Origin of the sequence: Gimesia benthica (genome assembly GCF_009720525.1) — a bacterium.
Classification (GTDB): Bacteria; Planctomycetota; Planctomycetia; order Planctomycetales; family Planctomycetaceae; genus Gimesia; species Gimesia benthica.
Map to the genome: position 1 here is coordinate 2,962,452 of NZ_CP043930.1, position 23,261 is coordinate 2,985,712.

Annotated in this window: 18 protein-coding genes; 8 read left to right on the plus strand and 10 right to left on the minus strand. The window is 52.4% G+C overall.

Features of this window, described 5'->3' with window-relative positions; translation table 11 throughout:
- The first annotated feature begins 54 nt into the window (after positions 1–54).
- The gene (locus F1728_RS11190) at positions 55–1,269 is read left to right on the plus strand and encodes an SGNH/GDSL hydrolase family protein (RefSeq protein WP_155364177.1); all 1,215 of its coding nucleotides are present in this window, start codon (positions 55–57) and stop codon (positions 1,267–1,269) included.
- Between the two features lie 32 nt (positions 1,270–1,301).
- On the opposite strand, the gene F1728_RS11195 is transcribed toward F1728_RS11190, so the two are convergent.
- Together F1728_RS11195 and F1728_RS11200 are read right to left on the minus strand one after the other, a co-directional pair.
- A complete protein-coding gene (locus F1728_RS11195) occupies positions 1,302–3,710 on the minus strand; it encodes a hypothetical protein (RefSeq protein WP_155364178.1) in 2,409 nt (802 codons plus the stop codon).
- A gap of 350 nt (positions 3,711–4,060) precedes the next feature.
- Positions 4,061–4,951, minus strand: coding sequence for a phosphoribosylaminoimidazolesuccinocarboxamide synthase (locus F1728_RS11200; protein WP_155364179.1), 891 nt, complete (start codon positions 4,949–4,951; stop codon positions 4,061–4,063).
- A 274-nt stretch (positions 4,952–5,225) separates the two neighbouring features.
- Here F1728_RS11200 and F1728_RS11205 point away from each other — a divergent pair, with 274 nt between their 5' ends.
- Positions 5,226–6,731 (plus strand): endo-1,4-beta-xylanase, encoded by a 1,506-nt coding sequence (locus F1728_RS11205; protein ID WP_155364180.1) that lies wholly within the window; start codon positions 5,226–5,228, stop codon positions 6,729–6,731.
- A gap of 181 nt (positions 6,732–6,912) precedes the next feature.
- The gene (bcp, locus tag F1728_RS11210) at positions 6,913–7,398 is read left to right on the plus strand and encodes a thioredoxin-dependent thiol peroxidase (protein WP_149343066.1); all 486 of its coding nucleotides are present in this window, start codon (positions 6,913–6,915) and stop codon (positions 7,396–7,398) included.
- 78 nt (positions 7,399–7,476) lie between these two features.
- Here the strand turns inward: bcp and F1728_RS11215 are convergent, their stop codons facing one another.
- The 4 genes from F1728_RS11215 to F1728_RS11230 all read right to left on the minus strand — a co-directional run bounded on the left by F1728_RS11215 (position 7,477) and on the right by F1728_RS11230 (position 11,151).
- A complete protein-coding gene (locus F1728_RS11215; protein ID WP_155364181.1) occupies positions 7,477–8,553 on the minus strand; it encodes a Gfo/Idh/MocA family protein in 1,077 nt (358 codons plus the stop codon).
- Positions 8,550–9,416, minus strand: a complete 867-nt coding sequence (gene lpxA / locus F1728_RS11220; RefSeq protein WP_145180726.1) for an acyl-ACP--UDP-N-acetylglucosamine O-acyltransferase — start codon at positions 9,414–9,416, stop codon at positions 8,550–8,552. Before lpxA ends, F1728_RS11215 begins: the two co-directional genes overlap by 4 nt.
- A gap of 84 nt (positions 9,417–9,500) precedes the next feature.
- On the minus strand, positions 9,501–10,382 hold the full coding sequence (gene lpxC, locus F1728_RS11225; protein ID WP_155364182.1) for a UDP-3-O-acyl-N-acetylglucosamine deacetylase: 882 nt from the start codon (positions 10,380–10,382) through the stop codon (positions 9,501–9,503).
- Between the two features lie 118 nt (positions 10,383–10,500).
- Positions 10,501–11,151 carry an OmpH family outer membrane protein gene (locus tag F1728_RS11230; protein ID WP_228030662.1) on the minus strand — a complete coding sequence of 217 codons (651 nt, stop codon included), beginning with the start codon at positions 11,149–11,151 and terminating at the stop codon, positions 10,501–10,503.
- A 523-nt stretch (positions 11,152–11,674) separates the two neighbouring features.
- Here F1728_RS11230 and F1728_RS11235 point away from each other — a divergent pair.
- Positions 11,675–13,126 carry a hypothetical protein gene (locus F1728_RS11235; RefSeq protein ID WP_155364183.1) on the plus strand — a complete coding sequence of 484 codons (1,452 nt, stop codon included), beginning with the start codon at positions 11,675–11,677 and terminating at the stop codon, positions 13,124–13,126.
- A gap of 96 nt (positions 13,127–13,222) precedes the next feature.
- Here the strand turns inward: F1728_RS11235 and F1728_RS11240 are convergent, their stop codons facing one another.
- Positions 13,223–14,506, minus strand: coding sequence for a nucleoside permease (locus F1728_RS11240; RefSeq protein WP_155364184.1), 1,284 nt, complete (start codon positions 14,504–14,506; stop codon positions 13,223–13,225).
- A 505-nt stretch (positions 14,507–15,011) separates the two neighbouring features.
- Between F1728_RS11240 and F1728_RS11245 the strand changes: the two genes are divergently transcribed.
- Positions 15,012–15,419: a hypothetical protein gene (locus F1728_RS11245; protein ID WP_155364185.1), complete on the plus strand. Its 408-nt coding sequence runs from the start codon at positions 15,012–15,014 to the stop codon at positions 15,417–15,419.
- A 101-nt stretch (positions 15,420–15,520) separates the two neighbouring features.
- Here the strand turns inward: F1728_RS11245 and F1728_RS11250 are convergent, their stop codons facing one another.
- Positions 15,521–16,426: a hypothetical protein gene (locus F1728_RS11250; protein WP_155364186.1), complete on the minus strand. Its 906-nt coding sequence runs from the start codon at positions 16,424–16,426 to the stop codon at positions 15,521–15,523.
- A 708-nt stretch (positions 16,427–17,134) separates the two neighbouring features.
- Between F1728_RS11250 and F1728_RS11255 the strand changes: the two genes are divergently transcribed.
- The 3 genes from F1728_RS11255 (at position 17,135) to F1728_RS11265 (ending at position 20,598) form a co-directional block, all read left to right on the plus strand.
- Complete coding sequence (locus F1728_RS11255) at positions 17,135–17,965, plus strand: DUF1571 domain-containing protein (RefSeq protein ID WP_145180712.1); 831 nt, start codon at positions 17,135–17,137, stop codon at positions 17,963–17,965.
- A gap of 322 nt (positions 17,966–18,287) precedes the next feature.
- Positions 18,288–19,664, plus strand: a complete 1,377-nt coding sequence (locus F1728_RS11260; protein WP_155364187.1) for a Gfo/Idh/MocA family protein — start codon at positions 18,288–18,290, stop codon at positions 19,662–19,664.
- Positions 19,665–20,115: 451 nt separating this feature from the next.
- Positions 20,116–20,598, plus strand: a complete 483-nt coding sequence (locus F1728_RS11265; protein ID WP_145036462.1) for a division/cell wall cluster transcriptional repressor MraZ — start codon at positions 20,116–20,118, stop codon at positions 20,596–20,598.
- A gap of 232 nt (positions 20,599–20,830) precedes the next feature.
- On the opposite strand, the gene mutY is transcribed toward F1728_RS11265, so the two are convergent.
- Entirely contained in the window at positions 20,831–22,042 is a 1,212-nt protein-coding gene (gene mutY / locus F1728_RS11270) for an A/G-specific adenine glycosylase (RefSeq protein WP_155364188.1), read from the minus strand.
- Between the two features lie 53 nt (positions 22,043–22,095).
- On the minus strand, positions 22,096–23,202 hold the full coding sequence (locus F1728_RS11275; RefSeq protein ID WP_155364189.1) for a GTP-binding protein: 1,107 nt from the start codon (positions 23,200–23,202) through the stop codon (positions 22,096–22,098).
- Positions 23,203–23,261 lie beyond the last annotated feature (59 nt).

The window sequence follows — 23,261 nt, forward strand, 5'->3', positions numbered from 1 at the left end:
CTTTCACCGCGGTACTTTCCAGTTTTGTTCTTTCCAGTATGAGCTCGCCCGACTATGAACTATGCCCGATCCCCGTTTCGTCTGCTGTCTGCCCTCCTCTGCCTGGTTTTATGTCATGCCTCGACTGAATTGAGCGCAGCCACTCCGGAGAACCTGCCCGAAGTCTCAAACAAAAACATTCATCTGCGCGGCAGCTATCAGAACAGCAAACAGAAATTCGAATCTACTAAAACGGGCCATGTCGCTTTCCTGGGTGGCTCAATCACCGAAATGAACGGCTATCGACCGATGGTCTGTGAGTTCCTGGAAAAGACTTTCCCCGAGACCAAATTCACATTTACCAACGCCGGCATCTCCTCCACCTGCTCGAACACGGGTGCGTTTCGTACGAATCGCGATGTTCTCAGCCAGGGACCGGTCGATCTCTTCTTCGTCGAGTTCGCTGTGAATGACGATCAGGATGCAGGGCACTCCCGGGAAGCCGCGATTCGCGGGATGGAAGGAGTGATCGCCCAGATCCGGCGGCACAATCCTTATGCCGACATCGTCATGGTGCATTTCGTGAACCCGTCGATGCTGGAAACCATTCAACAGAAGAAAAAGCCGCTCTCCAGTTCCAGTCATGAGCAGGTTGCGAAACACTACCAGATTTCAACCATCGATCTGGCCAGTGAAGTCGCCCGTCTGATCGACGCTGACCAACTGACCTGGAAACAGTATGGTGGAACACACCCGGCTCCTTTCGGTAATGCCATTTGTGCCGCCATGATTGATAAGCTGCTGACTCGTGCCTGGCAGGAATCCGGACCAAAAGAAAAACATTCCACACCGGATCAGCCGCTGGATGCTTTCAGTTTCCGCAATGGCCGTTTGATTAACGTTAAGCAAGCGAAACAAGTATCGGGCTGGGAGATCAAGATTCCTGACTGGGAATCCATTCCGGGTAGCAAACGCAGTCGCTTTACCAGCATCCCCATGTTGTGTGCAGAGCAACCGGGTGCCGAACTGGAGTTGGATTTTGAGGGAACCGCACTAGGCGCGTTCATTGTCGCCGGCCCCGATGCAGGTCAGCTGGAAGTCAGCATCGATGGTGGACCGTTCAAAACACACGATCTGTACCATCATTACAGCAAAGGCCTGCACTATCCCCGCACAGTGGTTTTTAACAGCGAACTCAAACCAGGCAAGCATCAGGCGAAAATCCGGGTGAGTCCGAAATCGTCCAGCCCGGGACATGCTGCCCGCATCATGTACTTCACCGGCAACTGAAACTGTCAGCCGAGTCGATGCATCCGGCTCTCCTAAAAATCGAGCCGGGCGTCGAACAGCTTCTGCCGATCGCCCCGATCGCGGAAATCGTCAAGCATTGCTTTCATATCGGGACGCAGAAAGTCGTTAAACTTGATCTTGTTGTCGACGTGGACTTCCAGCCGCTTGTCAAAATCGACCAGTTCCGGATTGAGCCAGAGTGAATAGGATTTACCCCCCGATTTCACATAGATCACGTTGCCCAGCTTGATGCTGACTCCCAGCGTAACCGGACGGGCGCGAATCCGGCCGTTGCCAACGTACTCGGGCCCCTGCATGATATGGCGGGGGAAATCGTCGGTGCGGACCCAGTAATACCGGTTGTCCAGCGGACGGAGAATCTTGGCATCGATCTCTTTGGGATATTTCACGCGCTGATGAAGTTCCATCCAGTCAAAAAGCCGGTGGATTTCTTCATAATAATGCTCATACCCACGGCCCTTATACTCTGCATAGATCACATCGTGACCGTTGCGCATCATCCGGTTGACCAGCAGTGAATTATGCTCCAGCGTATCGCGGTCAAGTTCGCCTCCCACAATATACCAGGCCAGATTACTGGCGTTCTGCCAGTAATGCAGGTTGAAGGCACTGCTTTTCCCTGCGATCGGAATCACTCCCGCAAACAGTCCCGGATGCGACATGCCGATATCAAAGGCAGCATCTGCGCCTGTTCCATGACCGGCCAGAAAGACCCGGTCGGAATCCACGTTGAAGCGTTTGCGGGCATCGCGGATGGACTGAATCACAGCATAATGCGCTGTCGCATTATCGGTGTATCGATCTCGCCCTTCCTGCAGGTAATCGGGAGCAATCACGATATAGCCACGGCGTTGTGACTGCCCCGGTCCATCTTTGTATTTCCCCCACCAGTGCAGTTCCATCTCCGGTTTGGCACCGGCTGTCGGTAATGCCACAATCATCGGGTATGAATGATGCGGATTGTATTCGAGAGGCAGTAACACCGTATAAGACACGGGGAGTTCCGCCCCGGGATCTGTCACCTGAATCGGAAACGCAGTCTCGGTATTTCTGATGGGGGCATCGAGAATCGGAGGCAGCAGAGGAATCATCTGCTTGAGCACTGCCGTCGAAACACCTTCCAGCTTCGAAAGTGTTTCGATCATGTTCCCGTCCAGCTGCTCATCTTCATTGCGCAGGTATTCCAGCACATGCGCCCGGGCCGTCCAGAGGTTGAGAGCGGTATCCAGATCGGTCACCACGTTAGCCGCTCCCACAATCCAGCCGGAATAGGCCAGAGCCAGCTTCTCACGCGGTGAGAGGGAGTCATCACTTTCCAGGTTCAGGAACGATCCCAGGCGATCGATAGATTCAAAATTTAACTGGCTCATCACTTCACGGCGGCAGGCCTGCAGTCGTGATTTGTTCTTGACCTCTTCAATTTCTGCTTCGAGTTCCCCCAGGCGGAACAATGCTTTCTCAATCCGTTCGCTGCGTTTGGCGTAGTCTGATTCCACTTCGCGGATCTGGCGGAGAATTGACTGGTCGACATTATTCGTGGGGAACTTGGCAATCGCAGTCTGCGCCAGCTGATGCTGCCCTGCCTTGCGGCGCTGTTCCAGCTCATTCAATAACTGCTGGCCGTGCAGCGTCCGCAGTTCGGTGACGAAACCTGCAATCTTCTCCTTGTACTCCGGGAAGTTTGCCTCGATGTAATCAAACTCTTTACCGGCCGGCAGATACAGGCCAGCCTGAATGTAGAAGCGGGCGACTGCGATCCGATCATTAGGCTCCAGCGGATCGATGTTCTTTTTCAGCATGGCATCCAGAATCTCTTCCTTGACGGAAGTCGTCCGCATCCCCAGGTTCCATTGCTGCTTAAGCCCGGTAATCTTCAGGTAGTGTGGCGTGATCTCCGTCACTCCCTGTAACAGGGGCATCAACCCTTTGCTGGTTCGGAGAGTGACTTTCCGCCGTCCGAACTCATCGAAGTCGGTCACATCCTCATAATTTCCGACGACCTTCAGCATCTGTCCCCGTCCGGTCACCCGTTGAGGCAGTTCGAATGTTTCATATCGCGAAAGGTCCTGATCGTTATTGATCCGTTGGATCTCGCGTCGGGATACAAAATAACGGACGACTCCGTCATCGACCATGATGATCGGATACCCCTCCAGCTTCCGCTTGGGGATCGCAACTTCGGTATCGCCATATTCCAGACGGGATGCCAGGGCGTCAGTTAGTCCCAGGATGGGCACAATGTCACCGCGGAGGATCGTGCCGTGCTTCACTTCCACTTCCCCGGCTCGCGTCGGTAGTGCGTAAAGCAGGGTGAAAACCAGGCACAGGCAGCCTGCTGCGAGAATGCGAGGAAACCAACGCACCATCACATTCTTTTGAGACGACAACAGTCCGGATTGAGGAAATAATCGTACAGTCATACTGATTTCATCGACACTCTGACCGCCGGAATTTGAGAATTAAAAAAGCCGGTCTCTTTCCTACGTTACCAGAATCCGTTTATTGGCTAAAAAGTCCGTCTCCATGGAGTTTTTCACGAATTCGAGAGCCAGATTCCCCACGGATCAGCCTTTAGAATACCATGTTTTCAGAGGCGATCCCAGACTGTCGTCGCTTTTCAGCGGGACAGACGCTACGTACCGGGCCTGCTTTCGCAGAAAACTGAGTACCAGTCGCTGTTTAGATCCCAAGTGAAGAATAGATCAAATTGAAGTCGATGCGAGCATTATAATCGACACTACCCGCAGGACCGGCACCTTATTCGCAGGGCCTACCAGGTACATTCCTCGCCGGTCAGCATTTTGTATGCTTCAAAATACTTCTCGCGCGTCTTTTCAACAATCTGATCCGGCAGTACAGGGGGAGTGCTGTTCTTATCCCAGTCGGTCGTCTCCAGCCAGTCGCGAACGAACTGCTTATCGAGCGAAGGCTGTGCGCCACCCGGCTGGTAGGTCTCCGCAGGCCAGAAACGGGAGCTGTCGGGAGTCAGAACTTCATCAATCAGAATCGGTGTTCCGTCCAGCAGGCCGAACTCAAATTTGGTGTCGGCCAGGATGATGCCACGTTCCCGGGCATATTCAGAACCCTGCTGATAAATCTGGATACTCTTTTCCCGCAGGCTGTCAGCCAGTTCCTTACCGATGGCCTGACTCATCACTTCGAATGAGACGTTTTCATCATGGCCGGACTCCGCTTTGGTTGCCGGTGTAAACAGGGGCTCGGGCAGTTGATCACTCTGTTTGAGACCCGCTGGCAAATCGATACCACATACGGCTCCAGTCGCCCGATAGTCTTTCCACCCAGATCCGGACAGATAGCCGCGGACGACACATTCAAAGGGAACCACTTCGGTCTTCCGTACCACCATGCAACGGCCACGCAGCGCTTCGAGATCGGCATCAGCGGGGAGCGGCAGATCGGCTGGATCCATGCTCAGCAGATGATTCGGAATCGTGGTGAATCGTTCAAACCAGAACCGACTGATCTGGGTCAACACCCGCCCCTTGTCGGGAATTCCTGGTGAGAGAATCCAGTCGAAGGCACTGATTCGATCGGTGGCCACAAACAGCAGCCGATCGCCAAAATCATATACATCGCGGACTTTTCCCCGTTTGACGGGAATGCCGGTGAGTGAACTTTCGGTAAACGCGGAGGATGTCATGCTTCGTGACCACATTCATGAAAAACGGATGAATCGAGACACTGGAAGTTTAGCGAGAACCAGCAGCCTAAACAATTGAGTGCTGTTCATAACCGCTAAATCCCTGCTAATTCGAGCGATCGTCAGTTTCCTGCCAGCCGCCGGCTCCAGCCAGCCTGATGTACATACATACGAGTCTACACTTGCCACCAGTGCTGCAAACGCGATAATGGGAGAAGTAGCTTGAAGTTAACTTCTTAATTTTAAAATCAGAGAATGATTGTGACCCGTTCTTATGGGCAACTTGCGCTTTTTAATTGCACCTACTCAAGTACCTGAAGACTGGTCTGATCTTCACCGCGCTTATCTGAACGCCGTCGACGGACGTGTGTTTCCTACGCGGATTGAGGTGGACGGAAATGTTCTCACTTTCCGCCGCCAGACATCACAAAGCTGCAAACTGAATATCGTCTGGCACGTCACTGACTTTGGCCGCCCGATCGTGCGGACTGCCTCCCTTGCAGAACGCGAAGAACCCTACGTTCTCTCACTGGAACTGGCCCGTGGAAAAATTTCCACGCTCAAAGATCAGTTGAGCAACTGGCAGATCGCCGGTCTGGTCATTCCCCAGGCACTGGTCAAGCTGCACGACGAAGCCTTCCATGCATTTTCCCAGGCGGCCGTCATCCAGGATCAACTGGAACGCTGCTCGGAACTCGCCGACCTCGCCCTGCAGAAAGCGCATGCCGCAGCTGAAATGCTGGTCCAGCTTTATGCACGTCAGCGTCTGACGATTCTGCATCAGCGGGCACAGTCACTGAAACTACCCGTTTCACTGGGCTGTAACCTGGGAACCCTGATTCCTGACAGTTCCGAACGGGCTCAGATCTGCCAGGCCTTTGATGCCGTCAACGTGGATCTGGTGAACTGGAAAAACATCGAACTCTACGAGGGCGAGCAGAACTGGGACCAGTGCGATCAGCAGGTTGACTGGTGCGAAAAAAACAATCTGCTGATTCGTGGAGGCTGCCTGCTCGATTTCGCCCCGGAAGGACTCCCCGACTGGCTCGAGTCCTGGAAGCTGGATATGGTCAACTTCCAGAGCATCGTTTCCCATTTCATTGAGACCGCGATCACCCGGTATACGGGCAGTATTCGAAACTGGACGCTGGTTTCTGCCATGAACACCGGCGGCGTCTTCGGACTCAATGAAGAGACCCGGCTCACTCTCACCGCCCGCGCCATCGAAGTTGCTAAACAGACGGATGACTCCATCCAGTGTTTCATCAGAGTCGAACAGCCCTGGGGAGATTACCTTTCCAAGGGGCAGCACCAGCTCTCTCCCATGCAGTTCGTCGATGCCATCGACCGACTGGGAGTCGGGCTTTCCGGAATCGACCTGGAACTGAGCATCGGTTATTTCCCGAACGGCTCGCATCATCATGACATGCTGGATATGTCAAAACTGATTGACAAATGGAGCATGCTGAACCTGCCGCTGCACCTGACCCTGGCTTTCCCCAGTGACGATACGGTCGTCAACGAACGGGACAAAAGCATCTCGCGGGTCCAGGCCAGCCAGTGGAAAACCGGCTGGAGTGAAGCCGCCCAGTCGGAGTGGCTTGAGCTTTATCTCCCCCTGCTGCTGGCCAAGCCGGCCGTAACCGGCGTTTACTGGTCGCAGTTCCGCGATCAGGATGACTGTCGTTTTCCCCACTCGGGTCTGGTTAACCAGGACGGCAAAGCCAAACCGGCCCTGGACACGGTCACGAAGTACCATCGCCAATACTGGCGCGCCTGATTTCAAACAGGTTCTACCGCATTGCACAGCGGCTCTCAGTCGAAAATTCCGTGTCAGACTGTTATCATGCAGGCACGTGACTGAAGTTTTGCATTCCAGTCTGATTCGTATTCCGACTGGCTTCATTGCGCCATTACGAACCTGCCCCGGTTCACCCCTCAGACCTCATCAAGGAATCAACATGGCTACCGATAGCAAAGTACCTGAAGTTGGCAAGCGTGCTCCTGCTTTTACTCTCCCCGCTTATCCGGAAGGCAAAGTCCGCCTGAGCGAATTCAAAGGGGAAAAGAACGTACTCCTGTACTTCTACCCCAAAGACAATACTCCGGGCTGCACCACTGAATCCTGTGACTTCCGGGATCGGGTTACTACCTTCAAGAAAAATGACACCGTCATTCTGGGTATCAGCCCCGACTCGGTTAAGTCTCACGAAAAATTCGCGACCAAGTTCGAGCTGCCTTTTACCCTGCTCGCAGACGAAGACCATGCCATTGCTGAGAAGTATGGCGTGTGGGTAGAAAAGAGCATGTACGGTAAGAAGTACATGGGGATCCAGCGTGCGACCTTCCTGATCGACAAGGAAGGCAAGATTGCCGCAGCCTGGCCCAAAGTGAAAGTCAACGGACACGCCGAAGAGGTCGCCCAGGCATTAAAAGAGCTTGACTGATCAAGCTGCCTGAGGACCTCGACTCAAAAGCCTCGAACATCGCAGGTTGGCTGACGCAGTTCCCTCTTCAGGGGCCTGCTAGCCGGCCATGCGGCGTTGTTCGTTCGGAAACTGGATGAAGGGGCCAACAGGTCCCTGCTGGCTTCCATCCCACTGATGAGCATTGACTGCTTCCAGTACTCGCTCTGCAACCTGCATTGCTTCCAGAGCCTGGGTTCCGCCTACCAGGGGCGCTGTATTACTACGGATCGATTCCACAAAGCTGCTCAGCTCTGCAGTCAGGGCATCTGCCGAAGAAACTTCGGGATTCTCCACTTTCAGAAACGTTCCGAAGACTTCCTGTTTCAATGCTTCCAGGTTTACGCCTGCTTTCCGGGCGCGCTCCAGGGGAGGAGTGCCGTACAGCAGAGTTTCGGAAGGTCGATAGGAGTTGACTTCCCGGCTGGTGAAGTCAACGGTCACGCATCCGGAAACGCCCCAGAGCTGCATGGTCCGTTTCGCTACCGGACAGATCCGGCTGGCAGTCAGGTCGGCAATACATCCATTCTGGAATCGCAGCCGCGCCTGAACGGCGTCTTCATGTTCGCCCATCACTGAGATGCCAAACGCTTCCACGCTTTGCAGCGGAGACTGGACGACGGACAGTACCAGGTCAATGTCATGAATCAACAGGTCGTGAATCACACCGATATCAGTTGAACGGAAAGTGTAAGGGCTGACACGTTCGCTGCGAATGAAGCGTGGTTGCGGACAGCGCTGGAAAGCAGCCTGGGTTGCCGGATTGAAACGCTCGACATGACCAATCTGCAAAAGAGTCTGATTCGCTTCTGCAATCTGCACCAGTTCTTCTGCTTCTGCCAGGTTACAGGCGATTGGTTTTTCGACCAGTACGGGAATCTGCTGGGAAAGAAATTCACCCGCGATCGCCAGATGGGCATGGGTTGGTACGGCCAGAGAAACCGCGTCCACGGAATCAAACAGCTCACGGTAATTCGCCACCCAGCGGGTGCCATGCTGTTCGGCGATGGCCTGTCCCTGATCAGGATTGGTATCGGCGACTGCGCACAGATTGACCCCTTCCATGCCAGCTAAAATCCGGGCGTGATGCCGCCCTAAAGCTCCGACCCCGACGACGGCCACGTTCAATGAACTCATGCTGCTCTCCGTGTTGAATCTTGACTGTTTTCTTCAGGAACGTATTTGGCGCTGCGGGCGGCTGCTTCGCGTCCTCGTCCCGCTTTACTCCCCTGAATTCCTTCAAAATGATTAAACAGAGTCTGCAATGCCATAGGCATTACACCCTCCAGTTCCTGACTGAAAATTTCGCGGACTTCGTCCAGTTTTTTATTCTTGCGATAGAACAGACGGTACGCTTTGCGGATGACTGCAATTGAGCTCTCCGAAATTCCCGCACGCTGCATGCCAACCAGGTTGACAAACCGCACGCGAAAATCATCGGAGCCCGTGCAGATCATAAAGGGAGGCACGTCGATCGTGGCCCGGGCACCGCCGCTGACGAAGGCCAGCGTTCCTACCGTACAGAACTGATGGACGACCGTGTTTCCGGAAACAATCGCCCGGTCGTGCACATGCACATGTCCGCCCAGCAGCACGCCGTTGACGAGTGTCACATCATCAAAGATCCGGCAGTTGTGCGCGACATGAGAATTACACAGGAATGTATTTCGATTGCCAATGCGTGTGCAGTGGTCTTCTTTTTCGGCGCCGCGATGAATCGTGCATCCTTCTCGAAACAGGTTGTCGTCACCGATAATCAATCGGGTGGGAGCACCATGATAGCCGGCATCCTGTGGCTCGCTGCCAATGACTGATGTCGGGAAAAAACGATTTCGTTCGCCAATTGTAGTATGTCCCGTGATGGAAACATGACTGTCCAGTACAGTCCCATTCCCAATTTTGACATCCGGTCCCACAAAACAGAACGGACCGATTGTCACATCCTCTCCAATTTCTGCCTGGGGATCGACGTAGGAGAGATTTGAGATACTTGTCGCCATGTGTGTTGACGTCCTAAAAAGTCTGCAGTCAGTGACATACCAGAGTGAGATGGAATAGCTGCTCAGCAGCTGAATCAATACTTTTTAAGCAACCTTCCAGGCTGTTTCGGATTCCGTGGATTGATGCGTTAACCTGATCTGCCGGATCAGCTCTCGATTCAGAGCGTGCCCCGACTGATTTGCGCTGAAATAACCGTGCAGGTCACAGCCCAGCAGAGCAAAATCTCCCAGGCAATCCAGCATTTTGTGTCGGACACATTCGTCGAGTGTCCTTAATTCGTTATCAACGGGACCATCCGGCCCCAGAACCAGAAGATCGGCGGCACTCAACCGCTGACCGTAGCCCAGCTCACGCATGGCTGCGACTTCTTCTTCCAGCACAAACGTGCGGGAAAAAGCCAACTGGTTCATCCAGACCTCCGGATTGATTTCCAGTGTCAGGCACTGAGGTTCAACCGGCGACTTTGCGCCATAGTCCAGATAGTAGCCGATCGCCATGACAGACCGGTTTAAAGGCCGGGCCTGAATAAAGCTGCCCGCCTCATTGTCCACAGTCACTGGCTGCTGAATCGAAATTACTTTTCGGGGGAATGGCTGTTCTACGATTCCCGCTTCCAGAAACTCCTCTGACAGTTCCAGCGCGGAACCATCAAAACAGGGAGCCTCGGGAGCATTGATCTCGATGCGGCAATTATCGATCTGCAATCCTGCCAGAGCGGCCATGACATGCTCGATCATTTCGACGGAAGCGTCCTCGAATTCAATCGCAGTCCGCCGCTGCCGAAAGACGGCATTCTCAATCAAAGCCGGGATTGGTTTGGATCCACTCAGATCCGTCCGGACAAACTGGATTCCATGATTTTCCGGTGCGGGGAAAAAGCGAATTTTCACATCAGAGTTTGTGAAGATCCCCACTCCGCTACACTGTACTGATCTGGCCAGCGTTCTCTGTTGGCGAGTTCGCATGGGCTGCTCCTTCAAAAAGAAAGATGATCCTGGTGCACTGAAACAACCACAAAAAGGATGCAGGCAGATTCAGACCTGCGCTGCATCCGTTTGAGGAGTGCATGAGAACCCGTCTCTACTACTGCCGGGTTTTACCGGGAGTCGGACGAGTAGCAGAACCACCGGCAGCTCCTGCCTGGCTCTTGTAGTTGCGGTTCAGGTAGTCCAGAACGGACAGAGTGATGTCATCGTCAGCACGATGAAATACCACCTGGCGATTCATACCCTGGATCAGTTTCTTGGGATCATCGGTGTCGAGGCTTTCACGATTAAACCGCATGATCAGAGTGTAGTTGTAGATCTTTGCGTACTTCTGAACCGTTTCAGTCACTTCCATGTAAATGGTGTGATAGATCCGGGATTCTTTCCGCAGAAAATCACGCTGTGCTACTTTACGGAATGCTTCGAAGTCGGAAGCGGCCTGGGCCAGCTGCTTTTCGCGAGCCAGGTACTCAGGGCTGCCCTGTTTGAAATCCTGCATCTCTTTCTGAACAGCCTGAATCTGCTCTGCCATGGCTTTCGCTTTGGCATCGCTCTGCTGAATTTCAGTTTTGAGCTCTTCACGCAGGGCGGTGAATTTCTCGTAGTTCTTGAACACATGAGCCATATCAATCAGGCCCACTTTGTGTACCACAGAAGAGGTCTTGCTGGGAGCATTGTTTTGTGCAGATGCTGTTTCGGTGAAACAGGCAAAGCAACCAACAATAGCAAGAACTGTAGCAGATGTCATTAATTTTTTCACGACCGAAGCACTCCTTTGCAGAATGGACCACTGTCCGTAGTGGCAATCAAACGAAAATAGATTTTCTGAATCAGGCCCGATTCCGTCTCACGTTTTCAGGAGACCTTCACGGAACCCGTACATCATGGAAATGTAAGTTTAACTATCGCGTTCAGTGGAAAACATCTCATATTTTTCCGACTGCCCGCATCGAGAGAACGGTAATTTTGCATAGTTTTAAAATCAGGTCAATACGAAAAAATCCGCTTTCACGCTCAATTTACAAACCGATTTCGGGTTTTTCGTCGCAGGTCCCTGCGCAGTTCCAGTCACTCGGTTTTTGGTCTTGCCTTGAAATGGCGTTTGAATTATCACACGCACCTCTTTCAATTCTCAATTTCAACCTTTCCCCGATATGAATCGCCCCCGATTCGTATTTCCCAAACAATTCTGGTTGTCCTCAAACACTCGCGACAACTCACCTTATACCTTTCAAATGGGCTGTAAAAAAGTCAGCACGGAGGCTTATTCCATGTGTCCGTTAGACCGCTGGATCCTGACACCTATATTAATGACAGGGCTGTTCCTCAGCCTGGCTGACGATGTTTTTGCGAAAAAACGGACCTTTCCCTACGAAGCGGTCGTCAATGCAGACGAAGCCCTGGTTCGCAGCGGCAATGGACGTCGCTATTATCCGACGCTCAAACTCAAACGGGGCAACCGCGTCACCGTACACCGCCACGATCCGGGTGGGTGGTTTATGATCGCCCCTCCCCAGGGAAGTTTCAGCTGGGTTCGTGCAGAACATGTACAGAAACTCAACGGCAATCGGGGACGCGTGACTGAAAACGGCGTCGTCGTCCGGGTCGGAAGTGCCTTTGATGAATCGCGGGAAGTCGAGCAGATCCGACTCTCAAAAAATGATGAAATCACCATTCTGGACAGCAAAAATGTTCAAACGGAATTTGGTAATGTGCTGATGTATCGCATCAAACCTCCCGTTGGCGAATGGCGCTGGGTTGAAGGACACCTGTTGCTCCCCACAGACGAATATCAGCCTGGGAAGAGTACCCCGGCAATCATTGATTCGCCGATCGCTCAGAATGACGCTGATCCCTTCAGCCAGGGTATGCCCGAAATCAAGACGCCAGCTGCTCCGAATCGGGAACAGATTCAAACTCCCACCGATGGCTCTGCCCGGCGGAGTGTTCCTCAAGTTGACGAAATCGCTGCCGCCAAGGACGCGATCAAAACCATCGACACTCAGTTCCGGGCGATGATTGAAGCCGAACCGACGAGCTGGGATCTGGATGGCCTGGAGCAGGACTATAAAACTCTGCAGCAGGAAATCAAACTTCCGGCTATCGCCAGTAAGATCGATCTCCGCATTGATGCCGTCAATCGTTATCGCAAAGTCAAAGAAGAGTACAAGGACTTCCTGAAGCTGGCAGAAGAAACCAGCAAGCGGGATGCAGAACTGGTCTCGATGGCTCCGGACCAGAACAAAACGAATCGCTATCCCTCACCGGAAGTTCCAGTGGGAGAGAACGGACTGCTCCCCCCCACTCCCGAACCTGCTGATTCCATGATTCCCGGGCAGCCTGCTGCTCCCAGTCAACCAGTCATCCCGAGCCAGCCGACTCCACCACTGCCACAACCGAGTGCACCAACGCCAACTGTCCCCCAGCCTCAGATGCAGCAGCCTTCTCAGCCGGCTCAACCTCAGTTCTCAGGAGCGGGGATCGTACGCCGTCTGTCCAATATCAGCCGTGGGATGCCAACACATGCTCTGGTTGCCCCGGACGGACGCTTTCTGGCCTATCTGCAGCCGGTCTCTCCTCAGATCAATTTGGACGCCGTACAGGGTCGCGCAATCGGCGTGACTGGCAAACGCTGGTTCCGAAATGATTTACGCGGGGAATACATCCTCGTCGAATCCATGACTCCTGTTCGCCTGCAGGCAGCACCGGTTCCCGGACGGTAAAGGCCCGTAAAGTTAGCTTACTGACAAACAAAAACGCCCGCTGGAGCTCTTAGCCAGCGGGCGTTTTCCATTTCAGATTGAGATCCAATCAGTAGCTTAGACCATCTCTTCGGCACCAGCGGCCTTCGCGACATCTTCTTCGCTGACTTCTTGAGGTGCCTGTGGAGAATCCTTAAACAACAGGAAGAACAGGACCATAATCACCAGCGCTGCTACGGTCGGAATGATCCAGAACTCTTTCCAGTTCTGTAGTTTGGCTGCTCCTTCGCCGGTCACAATCGTATTGATCAGGTTTCCGCTGATCAGTGCCCCCAGCAACATCCCAACTCCCTGAGTCGCGAATACCAGAAAGCCCTGGGCCTGAGCACGAATTGAGGGTCCCGCTTTCTGATCGACATAGATCTGCCCTGTTACAAAAAAGAAGTCATAACAGATACCGTGCAGCAGAATCCCGATGACAATCATCCAGACAACACCATCAGTGGCTCCAGCAGCAAACAGGCCATAACGGACAACCCAGGCGAACATGCCGAACAGCAGCATGCGTTTCACTCCCAGGAATTTGAAGAAGAAGGGCATCAGCACCATGAACAACACTTCGGACATCTGACCGAAGGACATCTTAAATGCAGGGTTCGCAATACCGGCATCGGCGACAAACACCGGTGCGTAAGCGTAATAAGCTGCCAGGGGAATACAGATCAGCAGTGAGCTGACCATGAAGACCAGAAAAGATCGATCTTTCAGCAGGGCCAGCGAATCCAGTCCGAGAATATCCCGAATTGAAATTTCTTTACCTTTAGACGGTGGCGGAGTGTGTGGCAGGGTCAGACTGTAAATCCCCATCAGCACTGCAGCTCCACCAGCCACGAACAGTGGCTTGGGAGTCATGTCGGCTTGCATGAATTTACTGACCACGACGTTAGCGACAATCCAGCCCAGGGTTCCGAAAACACGGACCAGCGGGAACCAGACTTCCTGATTCTTGAGATGCGAAAAAGCGATTGTATTGGTCAGCCCCAGGGTCGGCATGTAACACAACATGTGTAACAGAAGTAACAGGATGAATGTTTTGCTCCCTTCCCCATCAGGTCCTACTACATGCGGAGCATAATAGAGTGCAGCACCGCCGATGACCATCAGCACGGCCAGGACGCGTTCGGAAGAGAAAAAGCGGTCTGCAACCATACCCAGGATAAAAGGTGAGACGATCGCCGCGATCGGACCCACAGTGTATGCCCAGTAAATCGCATCCCCCATTCCGTTGGCTCCCATGTAGTTACCAACGGTTACATACCAGGCTCCCCAGACGAAGAACTCCAGGAACATCATAATTGAGAGACGAATACCAATGCTGAGTGGCGATTGTTGTGAGGACATACTCGTTAAACCCTTCTCCTGCTCTGTTGCTAAATACCGTATTTGTCGGATCTTTGATCGGTACGATCATGTCCCGAATGACCTTAACAGGCAAGTATAAAGGGATTCAGTCCCGGGAATTTCTCCTGAATGCATCACTGCTGTGCTCTGACTGAAACGTGCCCCGGGGTCCAATCAGTCGCTGCATGCCAGCTAAGCCAGGCTTCTTCTCCTTGAAGTACTCCTGACATGATGCAATCAAACTAGCTGCCTGATCAGCTCCCAAAGCGGTGTCATCCTTTGCAGATCAGCAGGTAATTCTCCATATCACACTATAAAATAGAGACTTACAGCATTTACACGCAAAAGAAACACACTTATTCACACTTTTTATATTACCTATATTTACATTAGCAGGAAAATCGATACAATCCGTTTAACCCGAATAATCACTACAATCGGAACAGGCGGAACTCACTCTCACCTCACTCTCAAGAAACTGTCACCACTTTCTGAGAGGTCTATCATGAAACTGTTAACGAACTTCTGGCGCGATGAAGCCGGTCTGGTCATGTCAGCCGAGCTGGTCATGCTGGGAACGGTCGGAGTCATCGGTGCCACTGTCGGCCTGAGCGCTGCTTCCACCGCCATTAATGATGAACTGGTTGAATTCAGCCACGCGATTCGCAGCCTGGATCAGAGCTATGAAGTCCAGGGGCACACCAGTTGCCGTGCCTGGACTGCTGGATCATCCTATCGGCAGCAGGACGTCGAGAAGTCACTGGCTGATCTGTGTGGTCAGGTTGAAAAAGGCAATCGCGCTGTCGAGAAAAAACGTGAGTTGAAACGCAAAGCGCCACCCACATCCAAAGAGCTTCGTAAAAAAATGGAAGCTAAAAAGCGGAAACAACAGCAGAAGAAAAACGAAGCCTGATCTGTCAGCTTCATAAGTTCCTGCTAACCCCATAATGCAACAGGCCCGCTCTGATCCGATTTCAGAGCGGGCCTGTTTTTGATTTCCGTTTCGGTGGCAGCTTACTGCTGACGGTTCCACTCATCCACCTGCTGCAATACTTTGATCACGGCTTTCAAAGGATCGAGTGCTTCTGCTTCGAACCTTCTGGAAATCCGCGGATTCTGTGGTGGTGAATAGGAACAGCTGAAGAGAAATTCGTCAGGGCGGACACCGGGTTCAAGACGATAATCGCGAATGCCCAGTTCGTTCAACTTCTGAACTGCGGCACTCCAGGTTGCGGGATCCCGTCTGAGCATCAGTTCGGCTCGCTGCCGGAACTGGGGATCTACTTCGCGTACTGGTTCCTGGGCTGCAGCCTGCTGAATGGCGGATGGCTGCTGCGGTGTGTCAAATGGATTGGCAGTATTCGCCTGGCTTTCAAACTGCTGAAGTTCCTGCCCCAGTGCATTCTCAACACCTGGTGCGAACTCAGACTGACCATCAAAGCCGGCCTGTTGTATTGGATTCGGTTCCCGGTTGTCCTGCATCTGTGCTTCACCAGGAAAATCAGCCGGAGGGTTCAACCCTGCCATTTCCTGACCGGGCTCGCGTTTTTGTGCAGATGGTTCCAGTTCCCAGCCATCCAGCGCCCCCGCAGGTGGCAGCCACTCGTCATCGCGTCGACTTCGCCGGGGAGACTGGGAGGCTGTGTTACCAAACGGATTCTGTGCGGACTGACCATTGCCAGCGGCACCATTCAAACTACCTTCGCCACCCAGATCGATTTCATGGGAAGAAGAGTCGAAAGAGATTTCCTCAAAGGGAGACTGCGTAGAGTCTTCCTGGTTGAAGAGGTCATTTTCATTGAGAGCAGACTTTTTCACAGGAGCGATTTCCGGAATCCCGAAGATGGCCAGCATCGGTACAGCCACCAATGGGATTAACACTAGAATCGTCGAAAAAAAGTCATTCGTTTTGGAGCGCATTTGCGTTTCTCCTCCATGTTCGCAATCACGCTATCGGATCAGATCCGATCGGAACAATGGGAACACTCCTTGTTCTCAATGTGTCTGGTTAACAGAAACCTTCCTGGTTAACCACAATTGATCTGGTCAGAAATTCGCCTTCGCTGTGGGGCCCGGTTGTTAGACTGGCTTCTGAATTCCTGAGGCAGATCAGCATTTTTTGAAATGTTTCTGGTCAGTTTCAAGGTCGCGAATCATACAGAATTGCCTTAATTCCAACAATTGAAGTTTCTGAAAATCTGTTGAATTCGGCAAATCTTCAAAGAATCATGTATCTTAACACCCCTCGCCCCATGTTAAAATAGGAAGCCCGTCAACTCCAGGCAGAATAAAAAGCTCACAAACTTAGATGACGACGAGTCAATCTAAAGAATCTGTCTTGACAATTTATCAAAAAACCAAGAGAACACGTGATCTGATTTATTACGGTCTGTGTATTGGTTCGATTATTTATACAGTGCCGTAAGAGTTTTGAATGCTCAAATCTCTGCTCGACATCGAATCTAAACACCGTATCATTTCATATGAGGGAAACTCAGTCAGACGTTTCCGTACTGCAGAGTGATCTATATATTTCTTACTGGTTTTGAGACCGTTCCTCCGCCAAAAGTGCTCATTCGGAATCAGTCCAAAACAAGTGGATTTCGACAAAGGGAGTCACGAAATTCAATGGTAAAACAATTCGCTTACCAAACGCGCATCGTTCTGGGTCGCCAGATGGGAAAAGTGGCTGCGTTCACTGGAGTTCTTGCTCTCGCCCTGACCGCCAGCCTCACTCAGGTCAATAACCTGCACGCTGAAACCCCCAGTTCAGGCCATGCTCTGGATCCGGCTATCCGCCTGGCAATGCAGAGCTACGAAACAACGGCTGACATCAAAGACTTTCAGGGGACCTTCATCAAACGTGAAAAAGTAGGACGCAGAATGCAGCCTACTCACACGATGCAGATCAAGTTTCGTGAAAAACCACTCAGTGTCTATCTGAACTTCCTCAATCCTCATGAAGGACGTGAAGTGATCTACTTCCATGGTCGCAATGGAAACCAGATCCTCGCACACGAAACAGGCATTAAAGGTCTGGTCGGTACCGTCTCTCTGCAGCCTAACAGCCCGCAGGCCATGGATGAAAGCCGCTACCCGATTACAACCATCGGCATTCGCAAAATGCTGTACCAGATTCTGAAACAATGGAATGAAGAACGGAAACAGGATGCTGGCGTTGCTGTCAAATACTTCCCGGATGCCAAACTGGGCAACATGCAGTGTAAAGTTCTGCAGACCAGCTACCCTCAACAGCGTCAGGGAATCCGCTTCCAGATGACCCGACTCTACATCGACAAAGCAACCAACCTGCCCGTACGCGTCGAACAGTATGACTGGCCGACACGTCGCAACGCGAAACCGGAACTGGTGGAAGAATACACCTACTCCAACATCCGCACTAACGTTGGTCTGACCGATGCTGACTTCGATCCGCAGAACCCGAATTACAACTTCTAATCTGCCTGGGATTCGACTCCACTTAAATTAAGATCACTTAGTAATCACCCGCCGAAGACTCGTCTCGAGTCTTCGGCTTTTTTTATCGCTTCCTCTCCGCAAAACCCTGTTTCGTAACTCTTCACATTCTTTACGAACAAGTTGCAACTGCCTCTTTCGCATTGATATAATCAGATATCATCATACGTATTTTTATCTGATTGTATTCCGCTTTCCATTAAACGGTCATTCGATTGATTCTCTGCTTTCCTTTTTCAATCAGCCGGTCAGATAAACCTTCCATCTGTTTTCAACTTCATTAGCTACAACTAAGGAGCCCAACATGAGTGAAGCGCCCAAGTACATCTCATCACGTCGCGAATTTTTAAAGAATTCCAGTCGACTTGCTGCAGGGGCTTCTGTGCTGGCAGGCACGTCTATTCCGCACGTACATGCTGCCGAAGATAACACGATTAAAATCGCCCTTGTTGGCTGTGGCGGACGTGGTACCGGAGCTGCCTCCAATGCGCTCTCCACCACCAGTGGTCCCATTAAACTCGTCGCGATGGCAGACGTCTTCGACCATCGTCTCAATACCAGCTACAACAGCCTGAAGAAAATTCACGGCGACAAAGTCGATGTTCCCGACAGCCAGAAATTCATCGGCTTTGATGGCTACGAGAAAGCAATCAGCTGCCTTGGCCCGGGGGATGTGGTTCTGCTCGTCACCCCTCCCGCTTTCCGTTGGGTTCACTTCGGTTACGCCATCGAAAAAGGCATCAATGTCTTCATGGAAAAACCGATCACCGTCGACGGTCCCAGTACCCGCAAGATGCTTGAGCTTGGCAAAAAGTCTGTTGAGAAGAACCTCAAGGTCGGCGTCGGTCTGATGTGCCGGCACTGTAAAGCACGCCAGGAACTTTATGATCGCATCAAAGATGGTCAGATCGGTGATGTCCTCGAACTGCGGGCCTATCGTATGGCAGGTCTCACCGGTTCTGCTGCCACCGGCCCCCAGCCGCCTGACATGAAAAGCGAACTCCTGTATCAGATCTCCCGCTTCCATGGTTTCCTCTGGGCCAGCGGTGGTGGATACAGTGACTTCCTGATCCACAACATCGACGAAAGCTGCTGGATGAAAGATGCCTGGCCGGTTCAAGCCGATGGATCGGGGGGACGCCATTACCGGGGCGATAACGTCGACCAGAACTTCGACAATTACAGCGTCGAATACACGTTCGCCGATGGAACCAAACTCTTCCTGCGCGGTCGTACGATTCCCGGCTGTCGCCAGAAGTTTGCCAGCTTTGCTCACGGTACCAAGGGACTGGCAGTCATCTCAACCTCGGCACACCACCCGGCGAAACCCCGGATCTACAAAGGCTACAATGAGGATAAGGACAATCTTCTCTGGGAATTCCCGCAGCCTGAGCCGAACCCGTATCAGATCGAATGGGACGATCTGATTACCGCCATTCGTGAGGATCAACCTTATAACGAAGTTCAGCGTGGTGCGGAAGCCAGCCTGGTTACCGCCATGGGTCGTATGGCAGCCCACACAGGGCAGATCGTTACCTACGATGAAATGTTGAATTGCAAACAGGAGTTCGCTCCCGATGTAGATAAACTGACCATGGACTCGCCCGCACCAGTGATTGCTCGTGCCGACGGATCGTATCCCGTTCCACTGCCGGGTATCCTGAAGCACCGTGAGTATTAAGATTCACCGACGGCTACAGTCGTCTCTCAAGTGAATGATCAACAGGCGACCTCCGAATTGATTTCGGAGGTCGCTTTTTTTATTTCAAGTCATGCTAAAGTTCCGCAATACACACTCAACACGCTTCCATCCACTGTCGTATCGACTTCCCTTCTCATTCAGCCTGCACAGGCCCACCTCGCTTACAAGCGTTACACTTCACCCAATAATTCTCAGAGCGGGAAAAACACTCATATCAGCGTCAGACAGAAAAATTGACAAAATCAGGAGAATCAGACAATCAGTGATTGCCTTTTTGAATTGCGAACGGTAAATTCGGTTCTTAGTGGGTTTCCTGCCCAATTGATCTTTGATAACTAGTTGATTGTGGGTTATCCGCCCAGTACAATATTGAAATCATTCAAGATTGCTGCAAATCGGGTTTAATCACCCCTGTTTCGTCAGGCTGACTATGAGCGGTGAAACTTTTATCACAGGAGAGATCAAACGGACGGTCGACGACCGTTTCCGGATTTCGCTCCCTGCTGATATGGCTCAAGCTGTGACTGACGAATCTGGGGAAACGATGCTCACCAAAGAGCGTGCTGGCTGCCTCAGTCTCTGGAAAGCCTCCGACTGGCAATCCAGACATGATCAGGGAGTTGACCTGATCAAACAGAAGATTCAGGCTCATCGCCTGGAGAATCGCTGGGATGAAGTGCAACGTCTGGGGCGACTGCTGTCGACCCGGAACCGCACGATTCAGTTGGCCAATCGTTCTCGCTGCACAATTCCGGAAGGATTTCGCGAGTTTCTGGGAGTCCAACCCAACCAGGAGGTCATGATTGTTGGCGCAGTGATCTGCGTTGAAATCTGGAATCTCTCGGCCTGGCAGAATCTGCTCGAACAGGACATGCCTGAATTCGGCACACTCTTCAAAGAGCTCTCTGGTTAATCCACAATCGATCTACGATACATATAGACCTTCAGCGTCTTTGACTACGGGAGAGGGAGCGACTCATTCAGTACCCCCATCACATCCGGTAAACCTAAAGTCTATTTCCATGGAAGGCTTTTTTGGCACGGATGCCGCTTTCTTCTCTTGAGTCAAATGCGTTTTCCCCATTCTCAATCTCAGGCAATTTTGAGAATGGGGATTTTTTACGCGCCGCCCCAAACCGATGCGGTCAGCTCCCTACCTGCCCGGCCAGCAGCTGCGCAAACTTTCGCCCCGTGACTGACAGGGGATATTCGCCCAATTCACTCACAGGCACCCACCGATATTCGGACGACTCCAGAGCTTCGTCCGCTTCAACCTCGGCGATAAAACACAACAGCCGAATCTTGTATCGCGTCACACTGTGACGGATCTCCTGAGCGAAATGACGAATCGAAGCCGCCACGCCTGAGTGCTCGCGCACATACGCCTCCAACTGAGGAATGACAGACGCGTTCAACCCCTCCGGAATTTCCGCGATGTTGCTACCCGCTTCCATTTCCTCATCGAACAGCAACTGCTCCCGGGAGGATTTCTTACGGGGGGCAGCCGGATGCGGAGTACCATTCAATTCTTCCAGAGTGAATCTGGGAAAATCCCAGAGCCCCGCCCAGCGCTCGCCTGCTGTCCGCTGTCGAATCAGAACGTTCTGCCCATCGAAAACGGCGATCGAAGCATCCGTCAGAGGAGTAATCACTGGCCGCGCTTTAGGAACCGGAATCTGCTGCTGTCGCTGCGTGAGAAATGCTTCACAACAGGCACTCACCGGACACTCAGCACACTGTGGATTCTGAGGCGTACAAACCAGACTCCCCAAATCCATCAACGCCTGGTTAAACGCTCCCGGTGCTTTGCGAGGCAGAATCAACTCTGCGAATTCCCACAACTGCTCCTGTCCGGATTTTGAGCGGGGATCCAACTCCAGCCCGATTAAACGCGAATACAGGCGGAGCGTATTCGCCTCTACAATCGGTGCCCGCTGATCATAGGCGAACGAACAGATGGCCCCAGCGGTATATCTGCCGATTCCAGGTAGCGCCTGCAGACCATCGACGTCCCGCGGAAAGGCGCCGTCGCGCTCCTCGGTAATCACCCGAGCCGCTTTATGAATGTTCCGAGCGCGACTGTAGTAACCCAGCCCCTCCCAGTATTGCAGCACTTCACCCTCTTCCGCAGCAGCCAGAGTCTGCACATCGGGAAAGCGATCCATAAACTTTTCGAAATAGGGGATCACCGCAGCAACAACGGTCTGCTGCAACATGATCTCGCTGATCCAGACTTTGTAGGGATCGTCAATATTCCGCCAGGGAAGATCCCGCTGATGGACCACATACCAGGCCTGCAGTCCACGTCGAAACCGCTGCCGTCGACCAGCGTCAAACAGATCACTTAACTCAGACATCACATCCCCGAACTGAAGCCGACCCTGCCGGCCCCGTCCGGAACCTGCAGGAATTACTTGGGCGTTGCATACCGATGGGTGGGCACCGGTCGACCTGGGCGGAAACTCTGAGTCTGATTGAACTCCAGCTTCGCATTCAAAGCCCCGGCACACTGCTCCAGAACCTTCATGACCTGCTCGGTCAACGCGTCTGGATCGCAGGCCACGCGGGCGTTCACAATCAGATCGACTTCCTTGACCGTACAGTCGGATGCCAGTGACAGCTTCGGTTCACTGTCGTTACTGACCAGGTTCGAGACACCAAAAAATCCTTCCCACAAACCGATCACTTTCAGGTGAGCGGTCTCTACCCCCTGTTCGCGGAACGAAGTCTGCAGCTGACTGATCACATCCAGCAACAGCTGATCCAGGGAGAACTCCGTCTCAGCTGAAACATGCACGCTGCTGTTTAACCAGCCCAGCTCTGCTTCACCTTCCGCATAGATATCATAATCAATGTCCAGAATTTTACCGCCGAAATCACCTTCCTGTTCCAGAAATTCGACCAATCCTTCAAAGCCTGCCCCCGTCAGAGCGGATGTCCTCAGGACAGGTGTTCCGGGAAACTGTTCATTGACCAGCGTTGTCAGTTCTTCCACGGCCTCTTCAGATAATTCATCGATCCGATTGATGAGAATCAGATCTGCCTCTTCCAGCTGCTTCTTCAGAATATACGCCGCCTTCGGTGAGAACCCGGAACCCTGCTCATTTTTCAGAATTTTCAGACCATGACTGGGTTTCATCAGCACGGCATAAGGTTGGATTTTGAAATCGGCATCGTACAACTGCTTGATCGGCTGAATCACAGTGGCTACCAGGTCGGTGCAACTGCCGACCGGTTCGGCCAGAATTACGTCAGGCCTCTGTTGTGAACCAAGTTCGCCAATGGTGTCCATCAGCGAATTAAAATGGCAGCAGAAACAGGCACCTGCGACTTCTCCGACATTCAGCCCCTGGGAACGCAGTGAGTTCGTATCAACCAGATCAGCCGCCTGATCGTTGGTAACCACACCAACGTTCAATCCCTGATTTGTGTAATGTTTTGCCAACCGTCCGAGCGTGGTGGTTTTTCCTGCTCCTAAAAACCCACCCACCATGATAAATTTGATTTGATGTGACATCTTGGTTTCACCTGCCAATACGAGTATGCTGGATTTCAGACGAATTTCTGATTCAACCT

Excerpts from the sequence above, each read along its gene's own strand:
- F1728_RS11240 (WP_155364184.1), bottom strand. The coding sequence starts at position 14,506 with ATGTCCTCACAACAATCGCCACTCAGCATTGGTATTCGTCTCTCAATT.
- F1728_RS11195 (WP_155364178.1), bottom strand. The coding sequence starts at position 3,710 with ATGACTGTACGATTATTTCCTCAATCCGGACTGTTGTCGTCTCAAAAG.
- F1728_RS11215 (WP_155364181.1), bottom strand. The coding sequence starts at position 8,553 with ATGAGTTCATTGAACGTGGCCGTCGTCGGGGTCGGAGCTTTAGGGCGG.
- lpxC (WP_155364182.1), bottom strand. The coding sequence starts at position 10,382 with ATGCGAACTCGCCAACAGAGAACGCTGGCCAGATCAGTACAGTGTAGC.
- F1728_RS11245 (WP_155364185.1), top strand. The coding sequence starts at position 15,012 with ATGAAACTGTTAACGAACTTCTGGCGCGATGAAGCCGGTCTGGTCATG.
- mutY (WP_155364188.1), bottom strand. The coding sequence starts at position 22,042 with ATGTCTGAGTTAAGTGATCTGTTTGACGCTGGTCGACGGCAGCGGTTT.
- F1728_RS11190 (WP_155364177.1), top strand. The coding sequence starts at position 55 with ATGAACTATGCCCGATCCCCGTTTCGTCTGCTGTCTGCCCTCCTCTGC.
- F1728_RS11265 (WP_145036462.1), top strand. The coding sequence starts at position 20,116 with ATGAGCGGTGAAACTTTTATCACAGGAGAGATCAAACGGACGGTCGAC.
- F1728_RS11200 (WP_155364179.1), bottom strand. The coding sequence starts at position 4,951 with ATGACATCCTCCGCGTTTACCGAAAGTTCACTCACCGGCATTCCCGTC.
- F1728_RS11205 (WP_155364180.1), top strand. The coding sequence starts at position 5,226 with ATGGGCAACTTGCGCTTTTTAATTGCACCTACTCAAGTACCTGAAGAC.
- F1728_RS11230 (WP_228030662.1), bottom strand. The coding sequence starts at position 11,151 with ATGACATCTGCTACAGTTCTTGCTATTGTTGGTTGCTTTGCCTGTTTC.
- F1728_RS11260 (WP_155364187.1), top strand. The coding sequence starts at position 18,288 with ATGAGTGAAGCGCCCAAGTACATCTCATCACGTCGCGAATTTTTAAAG.
- lpxA (WP_145180726.1), bottom strand. The coding sequence starts at position 9,416 with ATGGCGACAAGTATCTCAAATCTCTCCTACGTCGATCCCCAGGCAGAA.
- F1728_RS11275 (WP_155364189.1), bottom strand. The coding sequence starts at position 23,202 with ATGTCACATCAAATCAAATTTATCATGGTGGGTGGGTTTTTAGGAGCA.
- F1728_RS11235 (WP_155364183.1), top strand. The coding sequence starts at position 11,675 with ATGTGTCCGTTAGACCGCTGGATCCTGACACCTATATTAATGACAGGG.
- F1728_RS11250 (WP_155364186.1), bottom strand. The coding sequence starts at position 16,426 with ATGCGCTCCAAAACGAATGACTTTTTTTCGACGATTCTAGTGTTAATC.
- F1728_RS11255 (WP_145180712.1), top strand. The coding sequence starts at position 17,135 with ATGGTAAAACAATTCGCTTACCAAACGCGCATCGTTCTGGGTCGCCAG.
- bcp (WP_149343066.1), top strand. The coding sequence starts at position 6,913 with ATGGCTACCGATAGCAAAGTACCTGAAGTTGGCAAGCGTGCTCCTGCT.